General features: G+C 73.1%; 18 protein-coding genes. 12 read left to right on the top strand and 6 right to left on the bottom strand.

Going from position 1 to position 19,299, the window contains the following annotated elements:
• Window positions 1-6: 6 nt before the first annotated feature.
• On the bottom strand, window positions 7-864 hold the full coding sequence (locus BKA22_RS17925) for a PAC2 family protein (protein WP_146954358.1): 858 nt from the start codon (window positions 862-864) through the stop codon (window positions 7-9).
• Between the two features lie 155 nt (window positions 865-1,019).
• Between BKA22_RS17925 and BKA22_RS17920 the strand changes: the two genes are divergently transcribed.
• On the top strand, window positions 1,020-1,613 hold the full coding sequence (locus tag BKA22_RS17920; protein WP_218866725.1) for a potassium channel family protein: 594 nt from the start codon (window positions 1,020-1,022) through the stop codon (window positions 1,611-1,613).
• 22 nt (window positions 1,614-1,635) lie between these two features.
• On the opposite strand, the gene BKA22_RS17915 is transcribed toward BKA22_RS17920, so the two are convergent.
• From BKA22_RS17915 to BKA22_RS17905, 3 genes are all read right to left on the bottom strand, one after another.
• Complete coding sequence (locus BKA22_RS17915; RefSeq protein ID WP_223203713.1) at window positions 1,636-3,015, bottom strand: chloride channel protein; 1,380 nt, start codon at window positions 3,013-3,015, stop codon at window positions 1,636-1,638.
• A 120-nt stretch (window positions 3,016-3,135) separates the two neighbouring features.
• The gene (locus BKA22_RS17910) at window positions 3,136-4,089 is read right to left on the bottom strand and encodes a glycoside hydrolase family 43 protein (protein ID WP_146954359.1); all 954 of its coding nucleotides are present in this window, start codon (window positions 4,087-4,089) and stop codon (window positions 3,136-3,138) included.
• 152 nt (window positions 4,090-4,241) lie between these two features.
• Window positions 4,242-5,705: a CCA tRNA nucleotidyltransferase gene (locus tag BKA22_RS17905; protein WP_146954360.1), complete on the bottom strand. Its 1,464-nt coding sequence runs from the start codon at window positions 5,703-5,705 to the stop codon at window positions 4,242-4,244.
• Window positions 5,706-5,920: 215 nt separating this feature from the next.
• On the opposite strand from BKA22_RS17905, the gene BKA22_RS17900 reads away from it, so the two are divergent.
• On the top strand, window positions 5,921-6,643 hold the full coding sequence (locus BKA22_RS17900) for an HAD family hydrolase (RefSeq protein WP_308463403.1): 723 nt from the start codon (window positions 5,921-5,923) through the stop codon (window positions 6,641-6,643).
• Window positions 6,644-6,655: 12 nt separating this feature from the next.
• On the opposite strand, the gene BKA22_RS17895 is transcribed toward BKA22_RS17900, so the two are convergent.
• Window positions 6,656-7,603 carry a RecB family exonuclease gene (locus tag BKA22_RS17895; protein WP_146954361.1) on the bottom strand — a complete coding sequence of 316 codons (948 nt, stop codon included), beginning with the start codon at window positions 7,601-7,603 and terminating at the stop codon, window positions 6,656-6,658.
• A 120-nt stretch (window positions 7,604-7,723) separates the two neighbouring features.
• Here BKA22_RS17895 and BKA22_RS17890 point away from each other — a divergent pair, with 120 nt between their 5' ends.
• The 10 genes from BKA22_RS17890 to hisF all read left to right on the top strand — a co-directional run bounded on the left by BKA22_RS17890 (window position 7,724) and on the right by hisF (window position 18,519).
• On the top strand, window positions 7,724-8,869 hold the full coding sequence (locus BKA22_RS17890) for a site-2 protease family protein (protein ID WP_146954362.1): 1,146 nt from the start codon (window positions 7,724-7,726) through the stop codon (window positions 8,867-8,869).
• A gap of 11 nt (window positions 8,870-8,880) precedes the next feature.
• A complete protein-coding gene (locus tag BKA22_RS17885) occupies window positions 8,881-9,909 on the top strand; it encodes a tRNA (adenine-N1)-methyltransferase (RefSeq protein WP_146954363.1) in 1,029 nt (342 codons plus the stop codon).
• Between the two features lie 194 nt (window positions 9,910-10,103).
• The gene (gene arc / locus BKA22_RS17880) at window positions 10,104-11,744 is read left to right on the top strand and encodes a proteasome ATPase (RefSeq protein ID WP_146954364.1); all 1,641 of its coding nucleotides are present in this window, start codon (window positions 10,104-10,106) and stop codon (window positions 11,742-11,744) included.
• 76 nt (window positions 11,745-11,820) lie between these two features.
• Window positions 11,821-13,428: a depupylase/deamidase Dop gene (gene dop, locus BKA22_RS17875; protein ID WP_146954365.1), complete on the top strand. Its 1,608-nt coding sequence runs from the start codon at window positions 11,821-11,823 to the stop codon at window positions 13,426-13,428.
• A gap of 124 nt (window positions 13,429-13,552) precedes the next feature.
• Window positions 13,553-13,747 (top strand): ubiquitin-like protein Pup, encoded by a 195-nt coding sequence (locus BKA22_RS17870; RefSeq protein ID WP_146954366.1) that lies wholly within the window; start codon window positions 13,553-13,555, stop codon window positions 13,745-13,747.
• Window positions 13,748-13,753: 6 nt separating this feature from the next.
• Complete coding sequence (gene prcB / locus BKA22_RS17865) at window positions 13,754-14,596, top strand: proteasome subunit beta (protein ID WP_146954367.1); 843 nt, start codon at window positions 13,754-13,756, stop codon at window positions 14,594-14,596.
• Window positions 14,593-15,345, top strand: a complete 753-nt coding sequence (gene prcA / locus BKA22_RS17860) for a proteasome subunit alpha (RefSeq protein ID WP_146954368.1) — start codon at window positions 14,593-14,595, stop codon at window positions 15,343-15,345. Before prcB ends, prcA begins: the two co-directional genes overlap by 4 nt.
• Before the next feature lie 44 nt (window positions 15,346-15,389).
• Window positions 15,390-16,751, top strand: coding sequence for a Pup--protein ligase (gene pafA / locus BKA22_RS17855; RefSeq protein WP_146954369.1), 1,362 nt, complete (start codon window positions 15,390-15,392; stop codon window positions 16,749-16,751).
• Between the two features lie 119 nt (window positions 16,752-16,870).
• Window positions 16,871-17,752: an FKBP-type peptidyl-prolyl cis-trans isomerase gene (locus BKA22_RS17850; RefSeq protein ID WP_146954370.1), complete on the top strand. Its 882-nt coding sequence runs from the start codon at window positions 16,871-16,873 to the stop codon at window positions 17,750-17,752.
• Window positions 17,749-18,519 carry an imidazole glycerol phosphate synthase subunit HisF gene (hisF, locus tag BKA22_RS17845; protein WP_146954371.1) on the top strand — a complete coding sequence of 257 codons (771 nt, stop codon included), beginning with the start codon at window positions 17,749-17,751 and terminating at the stop codon, window positions 18,517-18,519. Before BKA22_RS17850 ends, hisF begins: the two co-directional genes overlap by 4 nt.
• A 36-nt stretch (window positions 18,520-18,555) precedes the next feature.
• On the opposite strand, the gene BKA22_RS17840 is transcribed toward hisF, so the two are convergent.
• On the bottom strand, window positions 18,556-19,203 hold the full coding sequence (locus tag BKA22_RS17840) for a TIGR03085 family metal-binding protein (RefSeq protein ID WP_146954372.1): 648 nt from the start codon (window positions 19,201-19,203) through the stop codon (window positions 18,556-18,558).
• Between the last annotated feature and the right edge of the window lie 96 nt (window positions 19,204-19,299).

The raw sequence follows: 19,299 nt of genomic DNA, 5'->3' as shown, positions 1-19,299 counted from the left end.
CGCGGATCAGCCGCCGGTGCCGCGGTCGCGCCTGCGCAGGTAGCGCTCGAACTCCTGCGCGATCGCCTCACCGCTGGCCTCGGGCAGCTCGGCGGTGTCCTTGGCCTCCTCGAGCTGGCGCACGTACTCGCCGATCTCGGTGTCCTCCGCCGCCAGCTCGTCCACGCCGTGCTGCCAGGCCAGGGAGTCGTCGGGCAGCTCGCCGAGCGCGACGGGCTCGCCCAGGTGCTCCTCGAGCCGGTTGAGGATCGCCAGGGTCGCCTTGGGCGACGGCGGGTGCGCCACGTAGTGCGGGACGGCCGCCCACAGCGACAGCGAGCGCAGACCACGGGCCATCGCCTCGTGCTGCAGGACCCCGACGATGCCCGTCGGGCCCTCGTAGCTGTTCGGCTCGAGGTCGAGGTCGGCGCGCACGTCGGCGTCGTCGCTCGTCGCGTTGACCGGGATCGGCCGCGTGTGCGGCACGTCGGCCAGCAGTGCCCCGATCGTCACGACCGTGCGCACCCCCAGGCCGGCCGCGATGTCCAGCAGCTCCGAGCAGTACCGGCGCCAGCGCATGGACGGCTCGATGCCGTGCACGATGACGACGCGTCGGCCCGTGCGGGGCGAGGTCGCCACCGCGACGACGGTCGTCGGCCACGTGATCTCGCGCTGACCGTCGGGCCCGGTGCCGACCACGGGGCGGTTCACCTGGAAGTCGTGGTACTCCTCCGGGTCGAGCTCGTCGACCTGCTCGGCGCCCCACACCTCGTGCAGGTGCTCGAGCGCGGCGGTCGCCGCGCCGCCGGCATCGTTCCAGCCCTCGAACGCGGCGAGGAGCACGGTCTCGGCGGCAGGTGCAGCGCTCGCGGGGTCCGTGGTCATCCACCCAGCCTAGGTCGCCGCCCGGGTCGGTGAGCGATGGCGGGGTGCGGGCGCGTCGGGGGGAGGGTGCCAGCGGCATGGGCACGCGGGCAGTCGTGGCCGATCCGGATGCCCCGTGTGGCGCGGCACCGGGGGAGGCGGAAGGCTGCGGAGACATGGACCCGCTGTCCGAGACCCCGGTGCCCGACGCCTCGCTTCCGGTGTCCCGGCGTGAGGCGTGGCGGCTCGGGACGCTGATGATGCTGCGGGTCGCGATGTCGGTGTCGCTGCTCCTCGCCGCGTACTTCCTGATCCCGACGAGCGCCTCGGAGCGCCGCGCCGACGTGCCGTGGCTGGTCGTCGAGCTCGCGGTCTTCGCGGTCGTCGTGGGCATCCAGGTGCCCGCCGTGGTCCGGGCGAAGCACCCGGTGCTGCGGGCCGTCGAGGCGTTGGCCGTGATCATCCCGCTGTTCCTGCTGATCTTCGCCCGGATCTACCTGGAGACGTCCCTGCGCGACCCGTCGGCCTTCAACGAGCCGCTGGACGCCACCGCGGCGCTCTACTTCACCGTGACCGTCTTCGCGACCGTGGGGTTCGGTGACCTCGTCGCACGCTCGCAGAGCATGCGGACGCTGGTGAGCGTCCAGATGCTGCTCGACCTCGTCGTGCTGGGGGCCGTGATCAGGCTGCTGCTGACCGCCGCCCGGCGCGGCGTGGCCCGACGGGTCGACGAGATCGGACGGCAGGGCGGCGCGCAGCCGGGTGCCTGAGGCACGGGCCGCGTCGCCGACGTCACGACGGTGCGCGCTCCGGGGCGACCGGCGAACGCGGCCCCGGTGACGGCAGCAGGTGGGTTGCGACGAACGCCACCACCACGGCGACCACGACCTGCGGGGTCACCTGCACGCCGTCGGACCCCATGAGGACGGTGGCCAGGAGCGTCGCGGTCAGCGGGAGCCGCAGCATCGCCGTGCACGTGGCGCCGATGCCCATCCCGATCGCGGGTGCCAGGGCCATCCCCGGCAGTCCGCTCAGGGCGATGCCGACGACGGCGCCGACGAACATCGCGGGGAAGACCGGTCCGCCACGGAACGCCGCGAGCGAGAGACCGTAGGCGAGCACCTTGGCGACGGCGAGGAGGACCAGGACGCCCACCGGGTAGGCGCTCGCGTGCGCGACGAGCTCGGGCAGCGCGTCCTGGCCGGAGAACAGGACCTGCGTGAAGTCGCGCCCCGTGGCCACCTGGTAGCCGGTGGCCGTGAGCCCGATGAGCAGACCCAGGGACGTGGTCACCAGCACGCGGCTGCGGTGCACGAGGGGGCGCAGCGAGAGACCGACCCACCGGATCACCCAGCCGAGCAGCGCGCCTGCAGCCCCCACCACGGGTGCCCACAGCAAGGTGGCCAGGGTCGGCGGGCCGGCGGGCGGCACCGAGGTGAGGGCGAGCGAGAAGCTCCCGAAGCCGGTCCAGCTGTTGAGGCCCACGAAGACGAGCGCGCCGACGCCCGAGGCCAGCAGGCCCGGCAGGGCGACCAGGGTCAGCGCGGCACCGGCGATGCCGGCGGCCTCCATGATGAGGAACGCGCCCAGCACGGGCGATCCGAGCAGCGTGCTGATCGCCGCGAAGCTGCCCGCCGCCGCCATCATCGTCAGGGCCGCTGGTGGCGCGTCGCGGCGGAGCAGCCGCACCGTGAGCGCGGCGAGCCCGCCACCGATCGCGATGAGGGGCGCCTCAGGGCCGAGCACGGATCCGAGCGCCAAGGAGGTCAGCGCGGCCAGTGCGATCCCGGGCAGCTCACGGTCGACGGGCGGTGCGCCTCCCATCCGCAGGCCGAGCGCGGGGGAGTGCCCGCCGTTGCCGGGCAGGAACCGCACCGTCGCCCCGGTCAGCAGCCCGCAGAGCACGAGCCAGGGCACGGGCCACCAGGCAGGCGTGCCGTCGGCGAACAAGGTGGCCGGCAGGTCCCCGAAGAGGAAGCCCTGGAGGGTGGCGACCAGCGCGAGGAAGCCGTAGGCCAACGCCGAGATCGGGGCCCCGATGACGGCGGCGAGCGCCAGCGCGCCCAGGTACCGCCTCGACCGGATGACCGTGACGAGGTCCGGCGGGCCTGCGGGTGACGGTGCGGCCTCCGCGCCGGCAGCGCCCTGCACGGCATCGTCCTGGATCGGCACGAGCGGCTCCCCTCGACGGGCACCACTGTGCCGGTGCCCGTCGAGGGCCGCATCCTCCCGCAGCGGCGTCCGTGCCCCGATGGCCCGAGGGGTCCGGCCGCGTCGGCCGGGTGGATCCGCCTACCAGCGGGAGTCGAGGGCCTCGTGCTCGCGCCGCAGCAGGGGCAGGACCGCGCCGTGCTTGGTGCTCGCCGGCAGGTGGAAGTCCTCGGGCGGCACCTGCGCCCAGGACCCCGAGTCGAGGTCCGTGGTCGTCAGCGCCTGGTACCCCTGCGGCTGACGGGCGTACTGGTCGACCCACAGGTACCAGCGCGCGGCGTCGTTGGCCTTGAAGACCAGCGGGGCCTCGACGCGGGGCGCGATGTCCTGGCCGACGTGCCGGGCCAGCGTGCGGAAGTCGGGATCGAAGAACCCGGCCCCCTTCTGGTGGAACACGTGCCACGAGTCCGGGGTGTCGTCGTCCTGCTTCGCGAACCGGTGCACGCCGTCGGCGGTGACGAGGATCGTCATGTCGATGACCCCGCCCGGGCGTTCCAGGTACGTCTCCGGCGGCGTGAACGTGCGGAAGTCGCGGGTCCGCGAGACCAGGATGCGACCGGGACCCTCACCCCGGCGCTCCGGGTCCGGCGAGCCCGACAGCGACGAGGACCAGTGCACGAGGTAGTCGCCCGAGAACGGGTCGTACACCGACTCCGGCGCCCAGGCCATCCCGGCGTCCGGCGGTGCGACGGTGACCGCGCGCGGGGCGGACCAGGTCAACAGGTCGGGGGAGTCCCACACCACCAGGTCGCGGCTGCCCCGGTGGCTGAACGCCCACCAGTCCGGCCCCTCGGGCCGCCACACCCGCAGGTCGGTGGCCACGACATGGAACCCGTCCGGGCCGCGCACGATGTGCGGGTCGCGCACCCCGCCCGTGCCGCCGGTCCACTCCAGGACCGCCTCGCCGCCGTTGAGGCGCCGCCAGCGCAGCGGGTCGTCGCCCTCGGAGAGCGAGAGGTAGATCTTCTCGGTGTGCGCGTCCTGGTCCTCGACGAAGTGGACGAGCAGGTACCCGAAGTGCTCGCCGCCGCTCATCGCCGTGCCCCCTGGCCGGCGCGACCGCGCAGGTCGCTGCGGCGGTCGCAGGTGCGGGTGGAGGGGCCGGAGCAGGCACGTCGCATCATCACAGCGCAGAGGCTAGCGGCCCGGCCGACGCACGCCGTCCGACGACGAGGACCTGGGCCCGCTCACGGACGACCGACCGCTGCACGCCCCCCGGGTACCGTGCCGGAGGCGATCCTGCCCGCGAGCCAGGCGACCGCGCCTGCCTCGTCGGTGATCTCCCCGTCGTCCTGAGCGGCCTGCGCCTCCCGCAGGATCGGGGCGAACTCGGGCCCGGGCTCCATCCCGGCGGCGATCAGGTGCGCACCGCGCAGCAGGCCGCGGACCGGTGCGCGCTCGGTCCCCAGCCTGCGCGCCAGCTCCATCCAGCGCTCGGTGCCGCCCGGGACCGAGCCGACCCCGCGACCGCCCTTGTCCGACTCCACGACCATCGCCCACTCCTGCATCGTGGCCGGCTGCAGCCTCCGGGCCAGGCGCCGCACGGCCGCGGGGGACGGGTCGTCGTTGCCCGTGGCGGCCATGTGCTCCCGGATCAGGGGCAGCACCCGGTCGCGCAGGTGCCGTGGTGCGCCGATCGACCGCAGGAACGCCCTCGCGGGCTCCACCCCGGCGCCGGCGTGCCCCGCCGAGGAGATGTGCTCCTGCCCGTCCTGCCGAACCCTGATGCGGGTGTGGGTGTGCTTGCCGACGTCGTGCAGCATCGACGCCAGCACCACCACCGCACGGTCGTCGCCGGTCAGCCGCTCGCGGTCGGCGACCTCGCACGCCTTGTCCGCCGCGAGGCCGATGTGGGTGTGCACGTCGCCCTCGGGGTGCCAGCCCGGGTCCTGACGAACGCCGTGCAGCACGGCCAGCTGCGGGTAGTGCCCCTCCCACCCGGTCTGGGCGAGCACCCTCAGGGCCCTGGACGGGCGGACGCCTCGCGTCACGGTCTTGTGCCACTCGCCCCAGATCCGCTCCCGGGCGATGGTGGCGTGCTCGTCCGTCAGGGACCGGCTCAGCTCGACGGTCTCAGGAGCCATGGTGAGGTCGAACCGTGCGGCGAGCTGGGCGCCGCGCAGCACGCGCAGCGGGTCCTCGGCGAACGACGAGGTGGTGTGCCGCAGCACCCCGGACCGGAGGTCGCCGAGCCCGTCCCAGCAGTCGACGACCTCGTCGGTCACCGGGTCGAGCATGAGCGCGTTGACGGTGAAGTCCCGGCGCCCCGAGGCCTCGACGAGCGGCGCGTACGGGTCGGCGACGACCTCGTGGCCCTGCTCGGTCCTGACCGTGCGCCGCGGGAGCGCGATGTCGAGGTCCTCACCGCCGGTACGCAGCTTCAGCACCGTGAACCGGGCGCCGACCTCGTCGACGTACCCGAACCGGCGCAGCTCGTGCACCAGGCGGTCCGGTTCCAGCCCGTACACCTCGATGTCGACGTCCTTCGGGCGGGTGCCCGGCGTGAGGATGGCGTCGCGGACGCACCCGCCGACCAGGTAGGGGTGCCCGCCGGCGTGCTCGACGGCTCCCAGGAGCTGCTTCGTGGTGGGGGAGAGGGCGAGCAGGCCGGGCCTGTGGTGGCGGGTCTCGAGGCCACGTGAGTCGGTCATGTTCTCCGTCCGGGTCGTTGCCCCGCAGATGGCAGTCGGTCTCGGTCGGCCCGCTTGCCCGAGGGTGGAGGGTTCGGCGCTCGACGGGGCCGGGCACGCGAGGAAGGTACCGGGCGGTCGCGGTGGGGTGCGTGCATGAATGCCAGCCCGTGCACCTCGGGCAGCTAGCCTCCCCTCGTGCGCCGATCGGTGCACGACGATGACGGGAGCTCGACGTGACCCTCGGTCCGCACGGTGTGTCCGCAGCTCAGACCGCACCTCGGGCGTCAGCTCTCCCCGCTGCCGTCCTGTGGGACATGGACGGCACGCTGATCGACACCGAGCCGTTCTGGATCGCGGCCGAGATCGAGCTGGTCGAGGCGCACGGCGGGGTCTGGACGCACGAGGACGGGCTGGCGCTCGTCGGCACCCCGATGTCGTTCAGCACGGCCACGCTGCGTGCGGCAGGGGTCGACCTGTCGGTCGAGGAGATCGGCGACTTCCTCAACCACCGCGTCGGTCGAGGCGTCGCGGTGGGCATCCCGTGGCAGCCCGGTGCGCACGAGCTGCTGCTCCGGCTGCGTGCGGCGGGCGTGCCGCTGGCGCTGGTGACGTCCTCGTTCCGGGTGCTGGCCGAGCCGTTCGCGCGGGCCGTGGGCCTGTTCGACGCCGTGGTCGCCGGGGACGACGTCGAGCGCCAGAAGCCCGACCCCGAGCCGTACCTGACGGCGGCCGCCCTGCTCGGCGTCGACGTGCGTGACTGCGTCGTGGTCGAGGACTCACCGTCCGGGATCGCCTCCGCGGTCGCCTCGGGTGCGCAGGTCGTGGCGATCGAGGTCATGGTGCCGGTCGCGGCGCGCACCGACGTCAGCCGCGTGACGTCGCTCGCCGACCTCGGGCTCGCCGAGATCGCTCGCGTCGCCGCCGGCGAGGTCCTCGACCTGCGACCCGCCGGCTGAGCCCGACGACCTTCAGCCGACCGGGGTGGGTGACACCCCGATGGCACGCTCGACGGCACCGTCGGGCACCTGCGGCGGCGTGCCGCCGAAAGCCGGGCACAGCTCCTTGAACGAGCACCAGTCGCACAGCTTGGACGTGCGCGGTCGCCAGTCGCCGGCACGCGCCGCCTCCTCGATACCCGCCCAGATCGAGCGCACCCGCGCCTCGAGGGTGAGCATCTCCGGCTCGGTCGGCTCGTGCTTGAGGATCACGCCGTCACCCAGGTACTCCAGCTGCAGCAGCCGCGGCAGGACCCCGCGGGTGCGCCACAGGACGTAGGCGTAGAAGCGCATCTGGAACAGAGCCGAGCTCTCGTAGCCGGCGCGCGGCGACTTGCCCGTCTTGTAGTCGACGACCCGGACCCAGCCGTTGGGTGCCACGTCCAGCCGGTCGACGATCCCGCGCAGCTGCGGGCCGTCCTCCAGGTCGAGGCGCACGGAGACCTCGCGCTCGTGCGGCTCGAGGCGGTTCGGGTCCTCGAGCGTGAAGTACGTCGCCAGCAGCGCCGCGGCCGAGGCGAGCCAGGTCTGCTCCTCCTCGGGTGCCGCGAACAGCTCGCCGTACCGGGGCTGGTCGGCGAGCAGTCCCGCCCAGCGTGCGGGGAGCGCAGCCGTCGCGGCCTCGAGCGTGCGGCTGCCCGCGGGCAGGTCGAAGAGGTCCTCCAGGACGGCGTGCACGAGCGTGCCGCGCGCGGCCGCCGGGCTGGGCGGCTCGGGAAGCCTGTCGACCACGCGGAACCGGAACATGAGCGGGCACTGCAGGAAGTCGTTCGCGCGCGAGGGCGACAGGCCGGGGACGGAGCGTCGCACCTCGTCCGCGGGTGCCTCCTCGCCCGGCGCGCGCCCGGCCGGTGCACCGCCGGTGGCCCCTACGGGCTCGAGGACGCCGTCGTCCGGGATGTCGTCCAGATCGGTGGTCACCCCAGGAGCCTAGGTCGCCCCACCCACAGCACAGCCCGCAGCCACGCCCGCAGCACCTCCCCACGGCACGTCCCCGCAGCGACCGGGCGTCCCGTCCTGAGCGCCGCCTACGCTGGGGCGGTGCCCCCGACGCCCCGTCAGCCCTCCCGAACCCCGGTCCGATCGTCCGGATGGACCATCGGACGGGTCGCAGGTGCCCCGGTCGTCCTGGCACCGAGCTGGCTGCTGGCGGCCGTGGTGCTCACGGTGATGTTCGCGCCCACCGTGCGGGCGCGCTTCCCCCAGCTGGGCGGGTTCACGTACCTCGTGGCGCTGGTCTTCGTGGTGCTGCTGTTCGCCTCCGTGCTGGTCCACGAGCTCGCCCACGGCCTTGTCGCCCGCTCGCGCGGGCAGCAGCCGCGCGAGTTCGTGCTGACGCTGTGGGGCGGCCACACGTCCTTCGACGGCGCCGCCTCGACCCCGCTGACCAGCGCGCTCGTCGGCATCGCCGGGCCGCTGGCCAACCTCGTCCTCGCGGCGCTCGCCTGGGCGCTCGCCCAGGTGGTGGCCCCCGCCTCCCTGAGCGCGCTGATCCTCTACGCGGCCGCGTTCGCGAACGCGTTCGTCGCGGGCTTCAACCTCATCCCCGGGCTCCCGCTCGACGGCGGCCGCGTGCTCGAGGCCCTGGTCTGGGCGATCAGCAAGGATCGGCACCGCGGCACCATCGTCGCCGGATGGGCCGGTCGCGTCGTCGCCGTGGGGGTGCTGGCCTGGGCTCTGCTCCTCCCGCTGCTGCAGGGCCGCTCTCCCGAGCTGTTCGGCGTCGTCTGGTCGGCGCTCATCGGCGCATTCCTGTGGTCGGGAGCCACGGCCGCCGTCAAGGGAGGCCGCTCCCAGCGGGCCGTCGCGGGTCTGACGGTCGCCGCGGTCGGCACCCCGGCTGTCGCCGTGCCGCACGCCGGCACGGTGGCCCAGGCGCGCGCCGCCGCGGCGGCCGCGGGCGTGCACGAGCTCGTCGTGGTCTCGCCCGACGGCAGACCCGCCGCGTACGTCGACCTCGCCGCGCTCGCAGCCGTCCCCGCCGAGGTCGCAGGGACGACGCCGGTGACCGCCGTGGCCGTCCCGCTGCCCTACGGAGCGGTCGTCGACGGTGCGCGCACCGGCCGTGCGCTGCTCGACGACCTGGCGCGTGCCGGCGGGATGTCACCCGTCGTCGTGGCCGTGCTCGACGGTCGCGTGCAGGCCCTCGTCCGCGTCACGGACGTCGTGGCGGCGATCCGCTCCTAGACTCGTGGCCCGTGACCCACGAGCAGCCCCCGACCCCCACCGGCGCACCGCAGCGGCGCGGACCCTTCCGTGAGGGGGACCGTGTCCAGCTGACGGATCCGCGCGGTCGGCTGCACACCGTCACGCTGCAGGTCGGCGGCGAGTTCCACACGCACCGCGGCTTCCTGCGGCACGACGAGCTGATCGGCGGCCCCGAGGGTGTCGTCGTGCGCAACACCTCGGGCATCGAGTACCTGGCGCTGCGCCCGCTGCTCGCCGACCACGTGCTGTCGATGCCGCGCGGCGCGGCGGTCGTCTACCCCAAGGACGCCGGCCAGATCGTCACGATGGGTGACATCTACCCGGGCGCCCGGGTCGTCGAGGCGGGTGTCGGGTCCGGTGCACTGACCCTGTCGCTGCTGCGGGCGGTCGGTGACAACGGCTCGCTGCACTCGATCGAGCGGCGCGAGGACTTCGCGGCGATCGCCCGGGGCAACGTCGAGGGCTTCTTCGGCGGTCCGCACCCGGCCTGGGAGCTGTCCCTGGGCGACCTGTCCGACGTGCTGCCGACGGTCGCCGAGCCCGGGTCGGTGGACCGCGTGGTGCTCGACATGCTCGCGCCGTGGGAGAACCTCGCCGCGGTCGCCGACGCGCTCGCGCCCGGCGGCGTGCTGCTCGCCTACGTCGCCACGACGACGCAGCTGTCGCGGCTCGCCGAGGACATCCGCACCGACGGCCGCTACACCGAGCCCGAGGCGTGGGAGTCGATGGTCCGCGGCTGGCACCTGGAGGGTCTCGCGGTGCGTCCGCAGCACCGGATGATCGGCCACACCGGGTTCCTGCTGACCACGCGCCGACTGGCCGACGGGGTCGAGGCCCCGCAGCGCAGGCGCCGCCCGGCCAAGGGTGCGTACCCGGTCACCGAGGAGGGCGCTCCCGGCACGGGCGGCGAGTCCGACGCCGAGCTGTGGACGCCCGAGGCGATGGGGGAGCGGCTGGTCTCCGACAAGAAGCTGCGACGCGCCCGGCGGGACGTCGGTCAGCCCCGGCCGCAGGTCTGAGGTCGTCACCGATCCGGGTCGCCGATCCCGTCCGTCCGCTGGGCGAGACGTCCCCGGTGCGCTCGTCGTGTCCGCGTCGCAGGATTGACAGAGGTGGTTAGGGTCATCGAACCGCACGCGCAGCGAGCGGAGCACGACCACCGCACAGCGCCGTGCACCCGTGGACGGACCAGACGCGGAACGGAGGCCTCGCGATGACCGAGCCTGCTGGACGGGACCCGTACCGGGACCTGCACCGAGAGCTGATGGTGCTCGCCGCCAAGAACGAGCGGCTGACCGAGGCCCTGGTGGCCGCGCGCGACCAGATCGTCGAGCTCAAGCGCCAGGTCGACGACCTGGCCAAGCCGCCGGGGACGTACGCGGTGTTCCTGGGTGCGCGTCCGGACGGCAGCGTCGACATCATCTCGGCCGGCCGCAAGATGCACGTCGGCGCCAGCCCGTCCCTGGACCTGGGCGCCCTGCGCCCCGGTCAGGAGGTCATGCTCAACGAGGCGCTCACGGTCGTCGAGGCCGGCGGCTACGAGAAGGTCGGCGAGCTCGTCACCGTCAAGGAGCTGCTCGGCGACGGGCGTGCGCTGGTCGTGGGCCGCGGCGACGAGGAGCGTGTCGTGCGCTTCGCCGGGCAGGTGTCCGACGCGGGCGTGCGGATCGGTGACGCGCTCACCGTGGACTCCCGCAGCGGGTTCGTGTTCGAGGTCGTGCCCCGGGCCGAGGTCGAGGAGCTGGTCCTCGAGGAGGTCCCGGACATCGACTACACCGACATCGGTGGGCTGGGGCCGCAGATCGAGCAGATCCGCGACGCCGTCGAGCTGCCGTTCCTGCACCCCGAGCTGTTCCGCGAGCACGGTCTCAAGCCGCCCAAGGGCGTGCTGCTGTACGGCCCTCCGGGGTGCGGCAAGACGCTCATCGCGAAGGCCGTGGCGCACTCGCTGGCGGCCACCGCCGCGGCGGCCCGTGGCGAGGACGCCGCCGATGCGCGCAGCTTCTTCCTCAACGTCAAGGGCCCTGAGCTGCTCAACAAGTACGTCGGGGAGACCGAGCGGCACATCCGGCTGATCTTCGCCCGGGCGCGCGAGAAGGCCTCGCAGGGCCACCCCGTCGTGGTGTTCTTCGACGAGATGGAGTCGCTGTTCCGCACGCGCGGCACCGGGGTCTCCAGCGATGTCGAGACCACGATCGTGCCGCAGCTGCTCGCCGAGATCGACGGCGTCGAGCGTTTGGAGAACGTCATCGTCATCGGTGCCTCGAACCGCGAGGACATGATCGACCCGGCGATCCTGCGCCCGGGCCGCCTCGACGTGAAGATCAAGATCGAGCGGCCCGACGCCGAGGGCGCGCGGGAGATCTTCGCCAAGTACCTCACCACCGACCTGCCGATCCACGCCGACGACCTGGCCGAGCACTCCGGCTCGGCCACGGACGCGGTCGACGCGATGATCACGCGCGTCGTCGAGCGCATGTACACCGAGAGCGAGGAGAACCGCTTCCTCGAGGTCACGTACGCCAGCGGTGACAAGGAGGTCCTCTACTTCAAGGACTTCAACTCGGGCGCCATGATCCAGAACGTCGTCGACCGGGCCAAGAAGCAGGCCATCAAGGACCTGCTGTCCACCGGTCAGCGCGGCATCCGCGTCGAGCACCTCATGACGGCGTGCGTGGACGAGTTCAAGGAGAACGAGGACCTGCCGAACACCACCAACCCCGACGACTGGGCGCGCATCTCGGGCAAGAAGGGTGAGCGCATCGTGTTCATCCGCACGATCGTCCAGGGCAAGAAGGGCGTGGAGGCCTCGCGCACCATCGAGACCGTGCGGAGCACCGGCCAGTACCTGTGAGCGCCGTCCCGGCGCGGGTGATCGCCGAACCTGCACAACGGATGGCCGCCGAGGTGCGCCCCGTAGGGTGTGCCGGGTGAGCGTGCGTCGTGTGATGGGCATCGAGACCGAGTACGGGATCCTGCAGCCGGGGCGTCCGCTGGCCAACCCGATGCTGCTGTCGAGCCACGTGGTCGCGGTGCACGCCTCCGCGCGCGAGGGCACCCGCACGCGGGCCCGCTGGGACTACGACGACGAGGACCCGCTGCACGACGCCCGGGGCTTCCGGCTCGACCGCGCCTCGGCGCACCCCTCGCTGCTGACCGACGACGCGGCGGTCCCGGCGCCGTCCGGCGACGGGCCGCAGGAGCTTCCGCGCTCGAGCGTGCAGGAGTACGAGGACCCGGGCGCCGCGAACGTGATCCTCACCAACGGGGCGCGCCTGTACGTCGACCACGCCCACCCGGAGTACTCCTCGCCGGAGGTCACCAACCCGCTCGACGCGGTGCGGTGGGACCGCGCGGGCGAGCTCGTGATGCTGGCCTCGGTCCGTGCGCTGGCGCAGAACCAGGCGCTGCCTGACGTCTCGCTGTACAAGAACAACGTCGACGGCAAGGGCGCCACGTACGGCACGCACGAGAACTACCTCGTGGAGCGCTCGGTGCCGTTCGGCGACCTGGCCGCCCGCCTGATCCCGTTCCTGGTGACCCGGCAGGTCTTCACCGGTGCCGGCCGCGTGGGCCTCGGCCAACGGGGGGAGCGGGCCGGGTTCCAGATCTCGCAGCGTGCGGACTACATGGAGGCCGAGATCGGCCTGGAGACCACGTTGCGGCGACCGATCGTCAACACGCGTGACGAGCCGCACGCCGACCCCGAGCGCTGGCGTCGGCTGCACGTGATCATCGGTGACGCGACGCTGCTCGAGGTGGCCACGTACCTGCGGCTCGGCACGACGTCGCTGGTCCTGTGGCTCATCGAACGTGCCGTCGCCGACGGCGGCGCGGGCGGTGCGCTCGGTGCGATCGACCGGCTCGCGCTGCGCGACCCGGTCGGCTGCGTGCACGCCGTCAGCCACGACCTGACGCTCAGCGAGCCGCTGGACCTCGCCGACGGTCGGCGGATGACCGCGCTGGAGATCCAGCGCGCCTACCTCGAGGCGGTGCGCGCCGCGCTCGCGCACGTCGGGGCCGCGCCGGACGAGCAGACGATCGACGTGCTCGACCGCTGGGACTCGTTGCTGACGCGTCTGGGCACCGATCCGGCCTCGTGCGCACGTGAGGTCGAGTGGCTGGCCAAGCTGCGGCTCCTGGAGGGCATGCGCCGACGCGACCATCTGGCGTGGGACCACCCGAGGCTCGCCGCGGTCGACCTGCAGTGGTCCGACGTGCGCCCCGAGCGCGGGCTGTACCACCGGCTCGTCGCCGCGGGGGCGGTCGAGCTGCTGGTCACGCCGGAGCAGGTCGAGGAGGCGGTGGGGCACCCGCCCCAGGACACCCGGGCGTACTTCCGTGGCGAGGCCGTCGCGCGCTACGGCGGCGAGATCTCGGCGGCCAGCTGGGACTCGGTGGTCTTCGACGTCCCGGGTGCCGCCACGTTGCAGCGGGTGCCGATGCGTGACCCGTTGCGCGGCACCCGTGCCCACGTCGGCGCGCTGCTGGACGCGAGCGGCGACGCCGCGACCCTGCTCGCCGCGCTCGGGACCTGACGGGGCGCGCGACGCCGGTACCCCCGACGCGCGGCGTCCTCGAGGTGCACAGGACGAGGGTCGCCGGACGCAGGGCCTAGGGTTGGGGTCAGCAGGTCCCCGAACGCTGCCCCGGGAGGTCATGATGGCTGGTCAGGAACACGCGCGGTCCGACCGCGAGGACGACGAGCCGGTCGACGGCCCCCCGGTCGCGGCCCCTTCGGCCTCGACGCAGGAGCGCGACGCCGAGGTGGACGCCCTCCTGGACGAGATCGACGACGTCCTGGAGTCGAACGCCGAGCAGTTCGTCCGCGGGTTCGTCCAGAAGGGCGGTCAGTGAGCGCCGATGGCACCGAACGACGCGTCCACCACGGGTCGGCTGCCACGGGCGTTCACCACGCCGGGCTCCTCGTCCTTCGTCGAGTTCCTGGGCGGCTACGCCCCCCACCTGCTGCCGGGCAACCGTCCGCTGCCGACCGGTGAGGTGCAGGCGCCCCACGGCACCACGATCGTCGCCCTGACCTTCGACGGCGGGGTCGTCATGGCCGGCGACCGTCGCGCCACGATGGGCTCGATGATCGCCAGCCGCGAGATCGAGAAGGTGTTCCCGGCCGACGAGTTCTCCGCGGTGGGCATCGCGGGCACCGCGGGCCTCGCGCTCGAGCTGGTCCGGCTGTTCCAGCTCGAGCTGGAGCACTACGAGAAGATCGAGGGCGCCCTGCTCTCGCTGGACGGCAAGGCCAACCGCCTGGCGACGATGATCCGCGGCAACCTCGGTCTGGCCATGCAGGGCCTGGCGGTCGTGCCGCTGTTCGGCGGGTACGACCTCGACAGGTCGATCGGGCGGATCTTCTCCTACGACGTGACCGGCGGTCGCTACGAGGAGCACGAGCACCACTCGGTCGGCTCGGGCTCTGTCTTCGCCCGCGGGTCGCTGAAGAAGCTGTGGCGACCCGGCCTGGACGCGGGTGCTGCCGTACGGGTCGCCGTGGAGGCGCTCGTGGACGCCGCCGACGACGACTCGGCGACCGGCGGTCCCGACTCCGTGCGGCGGATCTGGCCCGTGGTGGCCACGCTCACGCAGGCCGGCTACCGCCGTGTGCCCGAGGACGACCTGGCCGCGGTCGCCGCGGCGGTCGAGCACGAGCGTCGTGAGGCGCACGGCGCGGGCGGGGGTGCGCGGCGATGAGCATGCCGTTCTACGTCTCGCCCGAGCAGCTCATGAAGGACCGCGCGGACTACGCGCGCAAGGGCATCGCGCGCGGCCGTTCCGTCGTCGTCCTGCAGTACGACGACGGGATCGCCTTCGCCACGGAGAACCCCTCCCGCGCGCTGCACAAGATCTCCGAGATCTACGACCGCATCGGCTTCGCGGCGGTCGGCAAGTACAACGAGTTCGAGAACCTGCGCGTCGCGGGCGTCCGGTACGCCGATCTGCGCGGCTACTCCTACGACCGCGACGACGTCAACGCCCGTGGGCTCGCGAACGCCTACGCGCAGACGCTCGGCACCGTGTTCACCACGGAGTCCAAGCCGCTCGAGGTCGAGCTCGTGGTCGCCGAGGTGGGGCGCGAGCCGGCGGGCGACCAGATCTACCGGCTCTCCTACGACGGGTCGGTGACCGACGAGCACGGGTACGTGGTCATGGGCGGGCAGGCCGACCGGCTCGGTGCCCTGCTCGAGTCCGACTGGCGTGCGGGGATGTCGCTTCCGGAGGTGCTCGCACTCGCCGTGCGCGTGCTGGGCTCCCCGGCCGACGAGCACGCGCAGGCGCGTGAGATCCCCGCGACCCAGCTGGAGGTCGCGGTGCTGGACCGCACCCGGCCGCGGCGCGCGTTCCGTCGGCTCACGGGGGCGCTGCTGGACGACCTGCTCGGCGCTCTCCCGGCGGGTGGCGATGTCACGACGCAGGCGCCCGCGGGGGGGTCCGAGAGCTGAGCGGTGGTCGCACGGACCGTGACGGTGCACGAGAGGAGCGGTGGATGGACAGGCGGATCTTCGGGCTGGAGACCGAGTACGGCGTGACCTGCGCCGCGACGGACGGCCGAGGCCTGTCGGCCGACGAGGTCGCGCGCTACCTGTTCCGCAAGGTGGTGGCGTGGGGCCGCTCGTCCAACGTGTTCCTGCGCAACGGCTCACGCCTCTACCTCGACGTCGGCTCGCACCCGGAGTACGCGACCGCCGAGTGCGACGACGTGCGCCAGCTGGTCACGCACGACCGTGCGGGCGAACGGATCCTCGAGGGGCTCGTCGCCGACGCCCAGCAGCGCCTCGAGCACGAGGGCCTGCCCGGCCGCATCCACCTGTTCAAGAACAACACCGACTCGGCGGGCAACTCCTACGGCTGCCACGAGAACTACCTGGTGCGCCGGCAGGGCGACTTCACGCGGCTCTCCGACGTGCTCGTGCCGTTCCTGATCACCCGCCAGATCCTCACCGGGGCCGGGAAGGTGCTCATCACCCCGCGCGGGGCGACCTACTGCCTCTCGCAGCGCGCCGACCACATCTGGGAGGCCGTCTCGAGCGCCACGACGCGCTCGCGGCCCATCATCAACACCCGCGACGAGCCGCACGCCGACGCCGAGCTGTACCGGCGCCTGCACGTCATCGTCGGGGACTCCTCGATGTCCGAGACCACGACCATGCTCAAGGTCGGCGCGACCGACCTCGTGCTGCGCATGATCGAGGCGGGCGTCCCGATGCGCGACACGACGCTCGAGAACCCGATCCGTGCGATCCGCGAGATCAGCCACGACATGACCGGTCAGCACCCCATCACGCTGGCCACCGGGCGCACGATCACGGCGATCGACATGCAGGAGGAGTACCTGACCAAGGTCAGCGACTTCGTCAGCCAGGAGCAGGGCCCCACGCCCGAGGTCAAGCAGGTGCTCGACCTGTGGGAGCGCGGGCTGCGGGCGTTGCGGACCGGCGACCTCTCGCTCGTCGACCGGGAGCTCGACTGGGTCATCAAGCACCGGCTCATCGAGCGCTACCGCGCCAAGCACGGCCTGGAGCTGTCCGACGTGCGCGTGCAGCGCCTCGACCTGGCCTACCACGACATCTCACGTACCGAGGGTCTGTACAACCTGCTCGCGGCCAAGGGGCTGGTCGAGCGGGTCACCACGGACCTGGACGTGTTCGAGGCCACGGCCGTGCCGCCGCAGACCACCCGGGCCAAGCTGCGCGGAGACTTCGTGCGGGCCGCGCAGGAGGCACGACGTGACTACACGGTCGACTGGGTGCACCTCAAGCTGAACGACCAGGCGCAGCGCACCGTGCTGTGCAAGGACCCGTTCCGCAGCGTCGACGAGCGCGTGGACAGGCTCATCGAGTCGATGTGAGCCCGGCACGACGCGCCACCGCGGCCCCGTACAGTGTGCGGTCGAGCCGCCGCCGCACCCCGGCGCCCGGCCGTGACAGCGCAGGACGGCGGGCCGTGCGGCCCGGAGGAAGGATCGACGTGCGACGACTGCGGGGCGCTGCCCTCGTGACCGCCCTGGCCGCCGTTCTGGCACTGGTCGGCTGCTCACCCGTGGCGAGCGTCGATCCGGACATCGAGGTGTCCGGGGAGCCGGGCGCCGCGCCCACCATCACGTACGTCACGCCGATCGTCGTGACGGACACGTTCACCGACCAGATCTGGCCGGGCACCGGGGACGAGCTCGTCGAGGGCGGGCCGGTGCTCATCGACTTCTGGCTCGAGAACGGTCAGAACGCCGAGCTGGTCAAGGAGAGCTACTCCTCGAACCCGACGCCCCGGATGCTGACCGAGGAGGCGCTGGGCACGGACCTGTACCACGCGCTCAAGGGGCAGAAGGTGGGCGCGCGCGTCCTGCAGGTCAGCCCGGCGAGCGACACCACGCCCGGCAGCTACCCGACGGTCACGGTGATCGACGTGCTGCCCACGCGGGCAGCCGGTGAGGCCCAGCCGCCACGGGCCGACCTGCCGGCGGTCGCACTCGACGACTCCGGTGCACCGACGATCACCGCGACGGGCACGGCCGCACCCTCGGAGCTGGTCGCCCAGCCGCTCATCCGAGGGGCGGGTCCGCAGGTGGGCGCGGAGGACGTGATCACCGTGCAGTACTCCGGGTTCGCCTGGGACACCGGTGAGCTCTTCGACTCCACGTGGTCACGCACGCTGCCCGTCTCCTTCTCCCTGCAGGACGTGCCCGCATGGGCCGCAGGGCTCGTCGAGCAGCCGGTCGGCAGCCAGATCATGCTCGTCATCCCGCCCTCGTACTCGCTGGGCGTCACCGAGAGCGAGGAGCTGGCCGGGCAGACCGTCGTGTTCGTCGTCGACCTCCTCGCCACCGGCGCACCGGAGGGGAGCGAGTCGTGAGCCTGGCGCTGCGCGTGATCCCGTGCCTGGACGTCGATGCCGGCCGTGTCGTCAAGGGCGTGAACTTCGCGAACCTGCGCGACGCGGGCGACCCGGTCGAGCTCGCGCGCCGCTACGACGCGGAGGGTGCGGACGAGCTGACGTTCCTCGACGTGTCGGCGTCCTCGGGCGACCGGGAGACGACCTACGACGTCGTCCGGCGCACGGCCGAGCAGGTCTTCGTGCCCCTGACGGTCGGCGGTGGCGTTCGCTCGCCCCAGGACGTCGACCGGCTGCTGCGCGCGGGTGCCGACAAGGTCGGGGTGAACACCGCCGCGATCGCACGGCCCGAGCTCATCGCGGAGATCGCCGAACGGTTCGGCAGCCAGGTCCTCGTCCTGTCCGTCGACGCACGGCGCACCACGGGCGAGGTGCGCACCGACTCCGGGTACGAGGTCACCACGCACGGCGGACGACGGGGCACAGGGATCGACGCGGTCGCCTGGGCGGTGCAGGCCGCACAGCTCGGTGCGGGCGAGATCCTGCTCAACTCGATGGACGCCGACGGCACGACCGCAGGCTTCGACCTGACGATGCTGCGTGACGTGCGCCGGGAGGTGCACGTGCCGCTCATCGCGAGCGGAGGCGCGGGAACCGTGCAGCACTTCGTCGAGGCTGCTCAGGCCGGCGCGGACGCGGTGCTCGCGGCGAGCGTGTTCCACTTCGGCACGCTCACCATCGGCGAGGTCAAGGCGGGCCTGCGGGCAGCAGGGGTCGTCGTTCGCTGATCCTGGACGGGTCGCCAGGCGACCTGCGCGGGAGGCTCAGCCCACGGGCAGGACCTGCGTGAGGCTCTCGACGTCGTCGGGCGCGCCCTCGACGTGCACGTCGGCCGCGGCACCGCGACCGGAGATCCACAGCAGCAGCTCGCCGACCTCGCCGCGCACCACCACGGTGCCGTGCCCGCGCGAGCCGCCGCGCAGGCGGCGACGCACGCCGTCGGGCCGCACGACGACCAGGCCGACGCCTGCACGCCGGGCGCGCAGCGACGCGAACCGCGGCAGCTGCGCCCACAGGGCCTCGACGAGCGCCGCGTCCAGCTCGCGCGCGGGCACCGGCCCCGCACCTCGTCGCACGTCCTCGGTGTGCACGAAGAACTCGATGACGTTCGCCGCCTCGCCCGCCCACGCGAGCGGGTGCCAGGGCGCGGGCGAGGTCGCGACGCGGGACACCAGGTCGCGGTAGCCGCCCTCGGAGGTGCCCGTCGCGGCCAGGTCGTCGGTCGCCTGCTCGGTGTGCCCGGCGAGGGCGGGAACGACCAGGCCGAGGCCGACGACGGCGTTGTTCTCCCGCAGGATGATGTGCGCGGCCAGGTGCTGCGAGCGCCACCCCTCGCACAGGGTCGGTGCGTCCGGGCCGGCCTCGGCCAGGGCGTCGGCGAGCTGGGTGCGCAGGACCTCGTGCCACGTCATGCCCGGAATGCTCGCACGCCGGTGTCGTCGGTGTCGCCGGAGTGGCCGGCCGACCTGGCGTGAGGGCGCGGCATGAGAGAGTGCTGTGCCCCCCTC

Origin of the sequence: Cellulomonas soli, assembly GCF_013409305.1 — a bacterium.
GTDB lineage: Bacteria > Actinomycetota > Actinomycetes > Actinomycetales > Cellulomonadaceae > Cellulomonas > Cellulomonas soli.
The sequence above is the reverse complement of the archived record's forward strand: the minus strand, read 5'-3'. Positions and strand labels throughout refer to the sequence as shown.

What these genes read in the sequence shown, in the direction of transcription:
- BKA22_RS17925 (WP_146954358.1), bottom strand. Translation starts at nt 864, where the DNA reads ATGACCACGGACCCCGCGAGCGCTGCACCTGCCGCCGAGACCGTGCTC.
- BKA22_RS17920 (WP_218866725.1), top strand. Translation starts at nt 1,020, where the DNA reads ATGGACCCGCTGTCCGAGACCCCGGTGCCCGACGCCTCGCTTCCGGTG.
- pafA (WP_146954369.1), top strand. Translation starts at nt 15,390, where the DNA reads ATGGACAGGCGGATCTTCGGGCTGGAGACCGAGTACGGCGTGACCTGC.
- BKA22_RS17905 (WP_146954360.1), bottom strand. Translation starts at nt 5,705, where the DNA reads ATGACCGACTCACGTGGCCTCGAGACCCGCCACCACAGGCCCGGCCTG.
- BKA22_RS17910 (WP_146954359.1), bottom strand. Translation starts at nt 4,089, where the DNA reads ATGAGCGGCGGCGAGCACTTCGGGTACCTGCTCGTCCACTTCGTCGAG.
- BKA22_RS17870 (WP_146954366.1), top strand. Translation starts at nt 13,553, where the DNA reads ATGGCTGGTCAGGAACACGCGCGGTCCGACCGCGAGGACGACGAGCCG.
- prcB (WP_146954367.1), top strand. Translation starts at nt 13,754, where the DNA reads ATGGCACCGAACGACGCGTCCACCACGGGTCGGCTGCCACGGGCGTTC.
- prcA (WP_146954368.1), top strand. Translation starts at nt 14,593, where the DNA reads ATGAGCATGCCGTTCTACGTCTCGCCCGAGCAGCTCATGAAGGACCGC.
- arc (WP_146954364.1), top strand. Translation starts at nt 10,104, where the DNA reads ATGACCGAGCCTGCTGGACGGGACCCGTACCGGGACCTGCACCGAGAG.
- BKA22_RS17840 (WP_146954372.1), bottom strand. Translation starts at nt 19,203, where the DNA reads ATGACGTGGCACGAGGTCCTGCGCACCCAGCTCGCCGACGCCCTGGCC.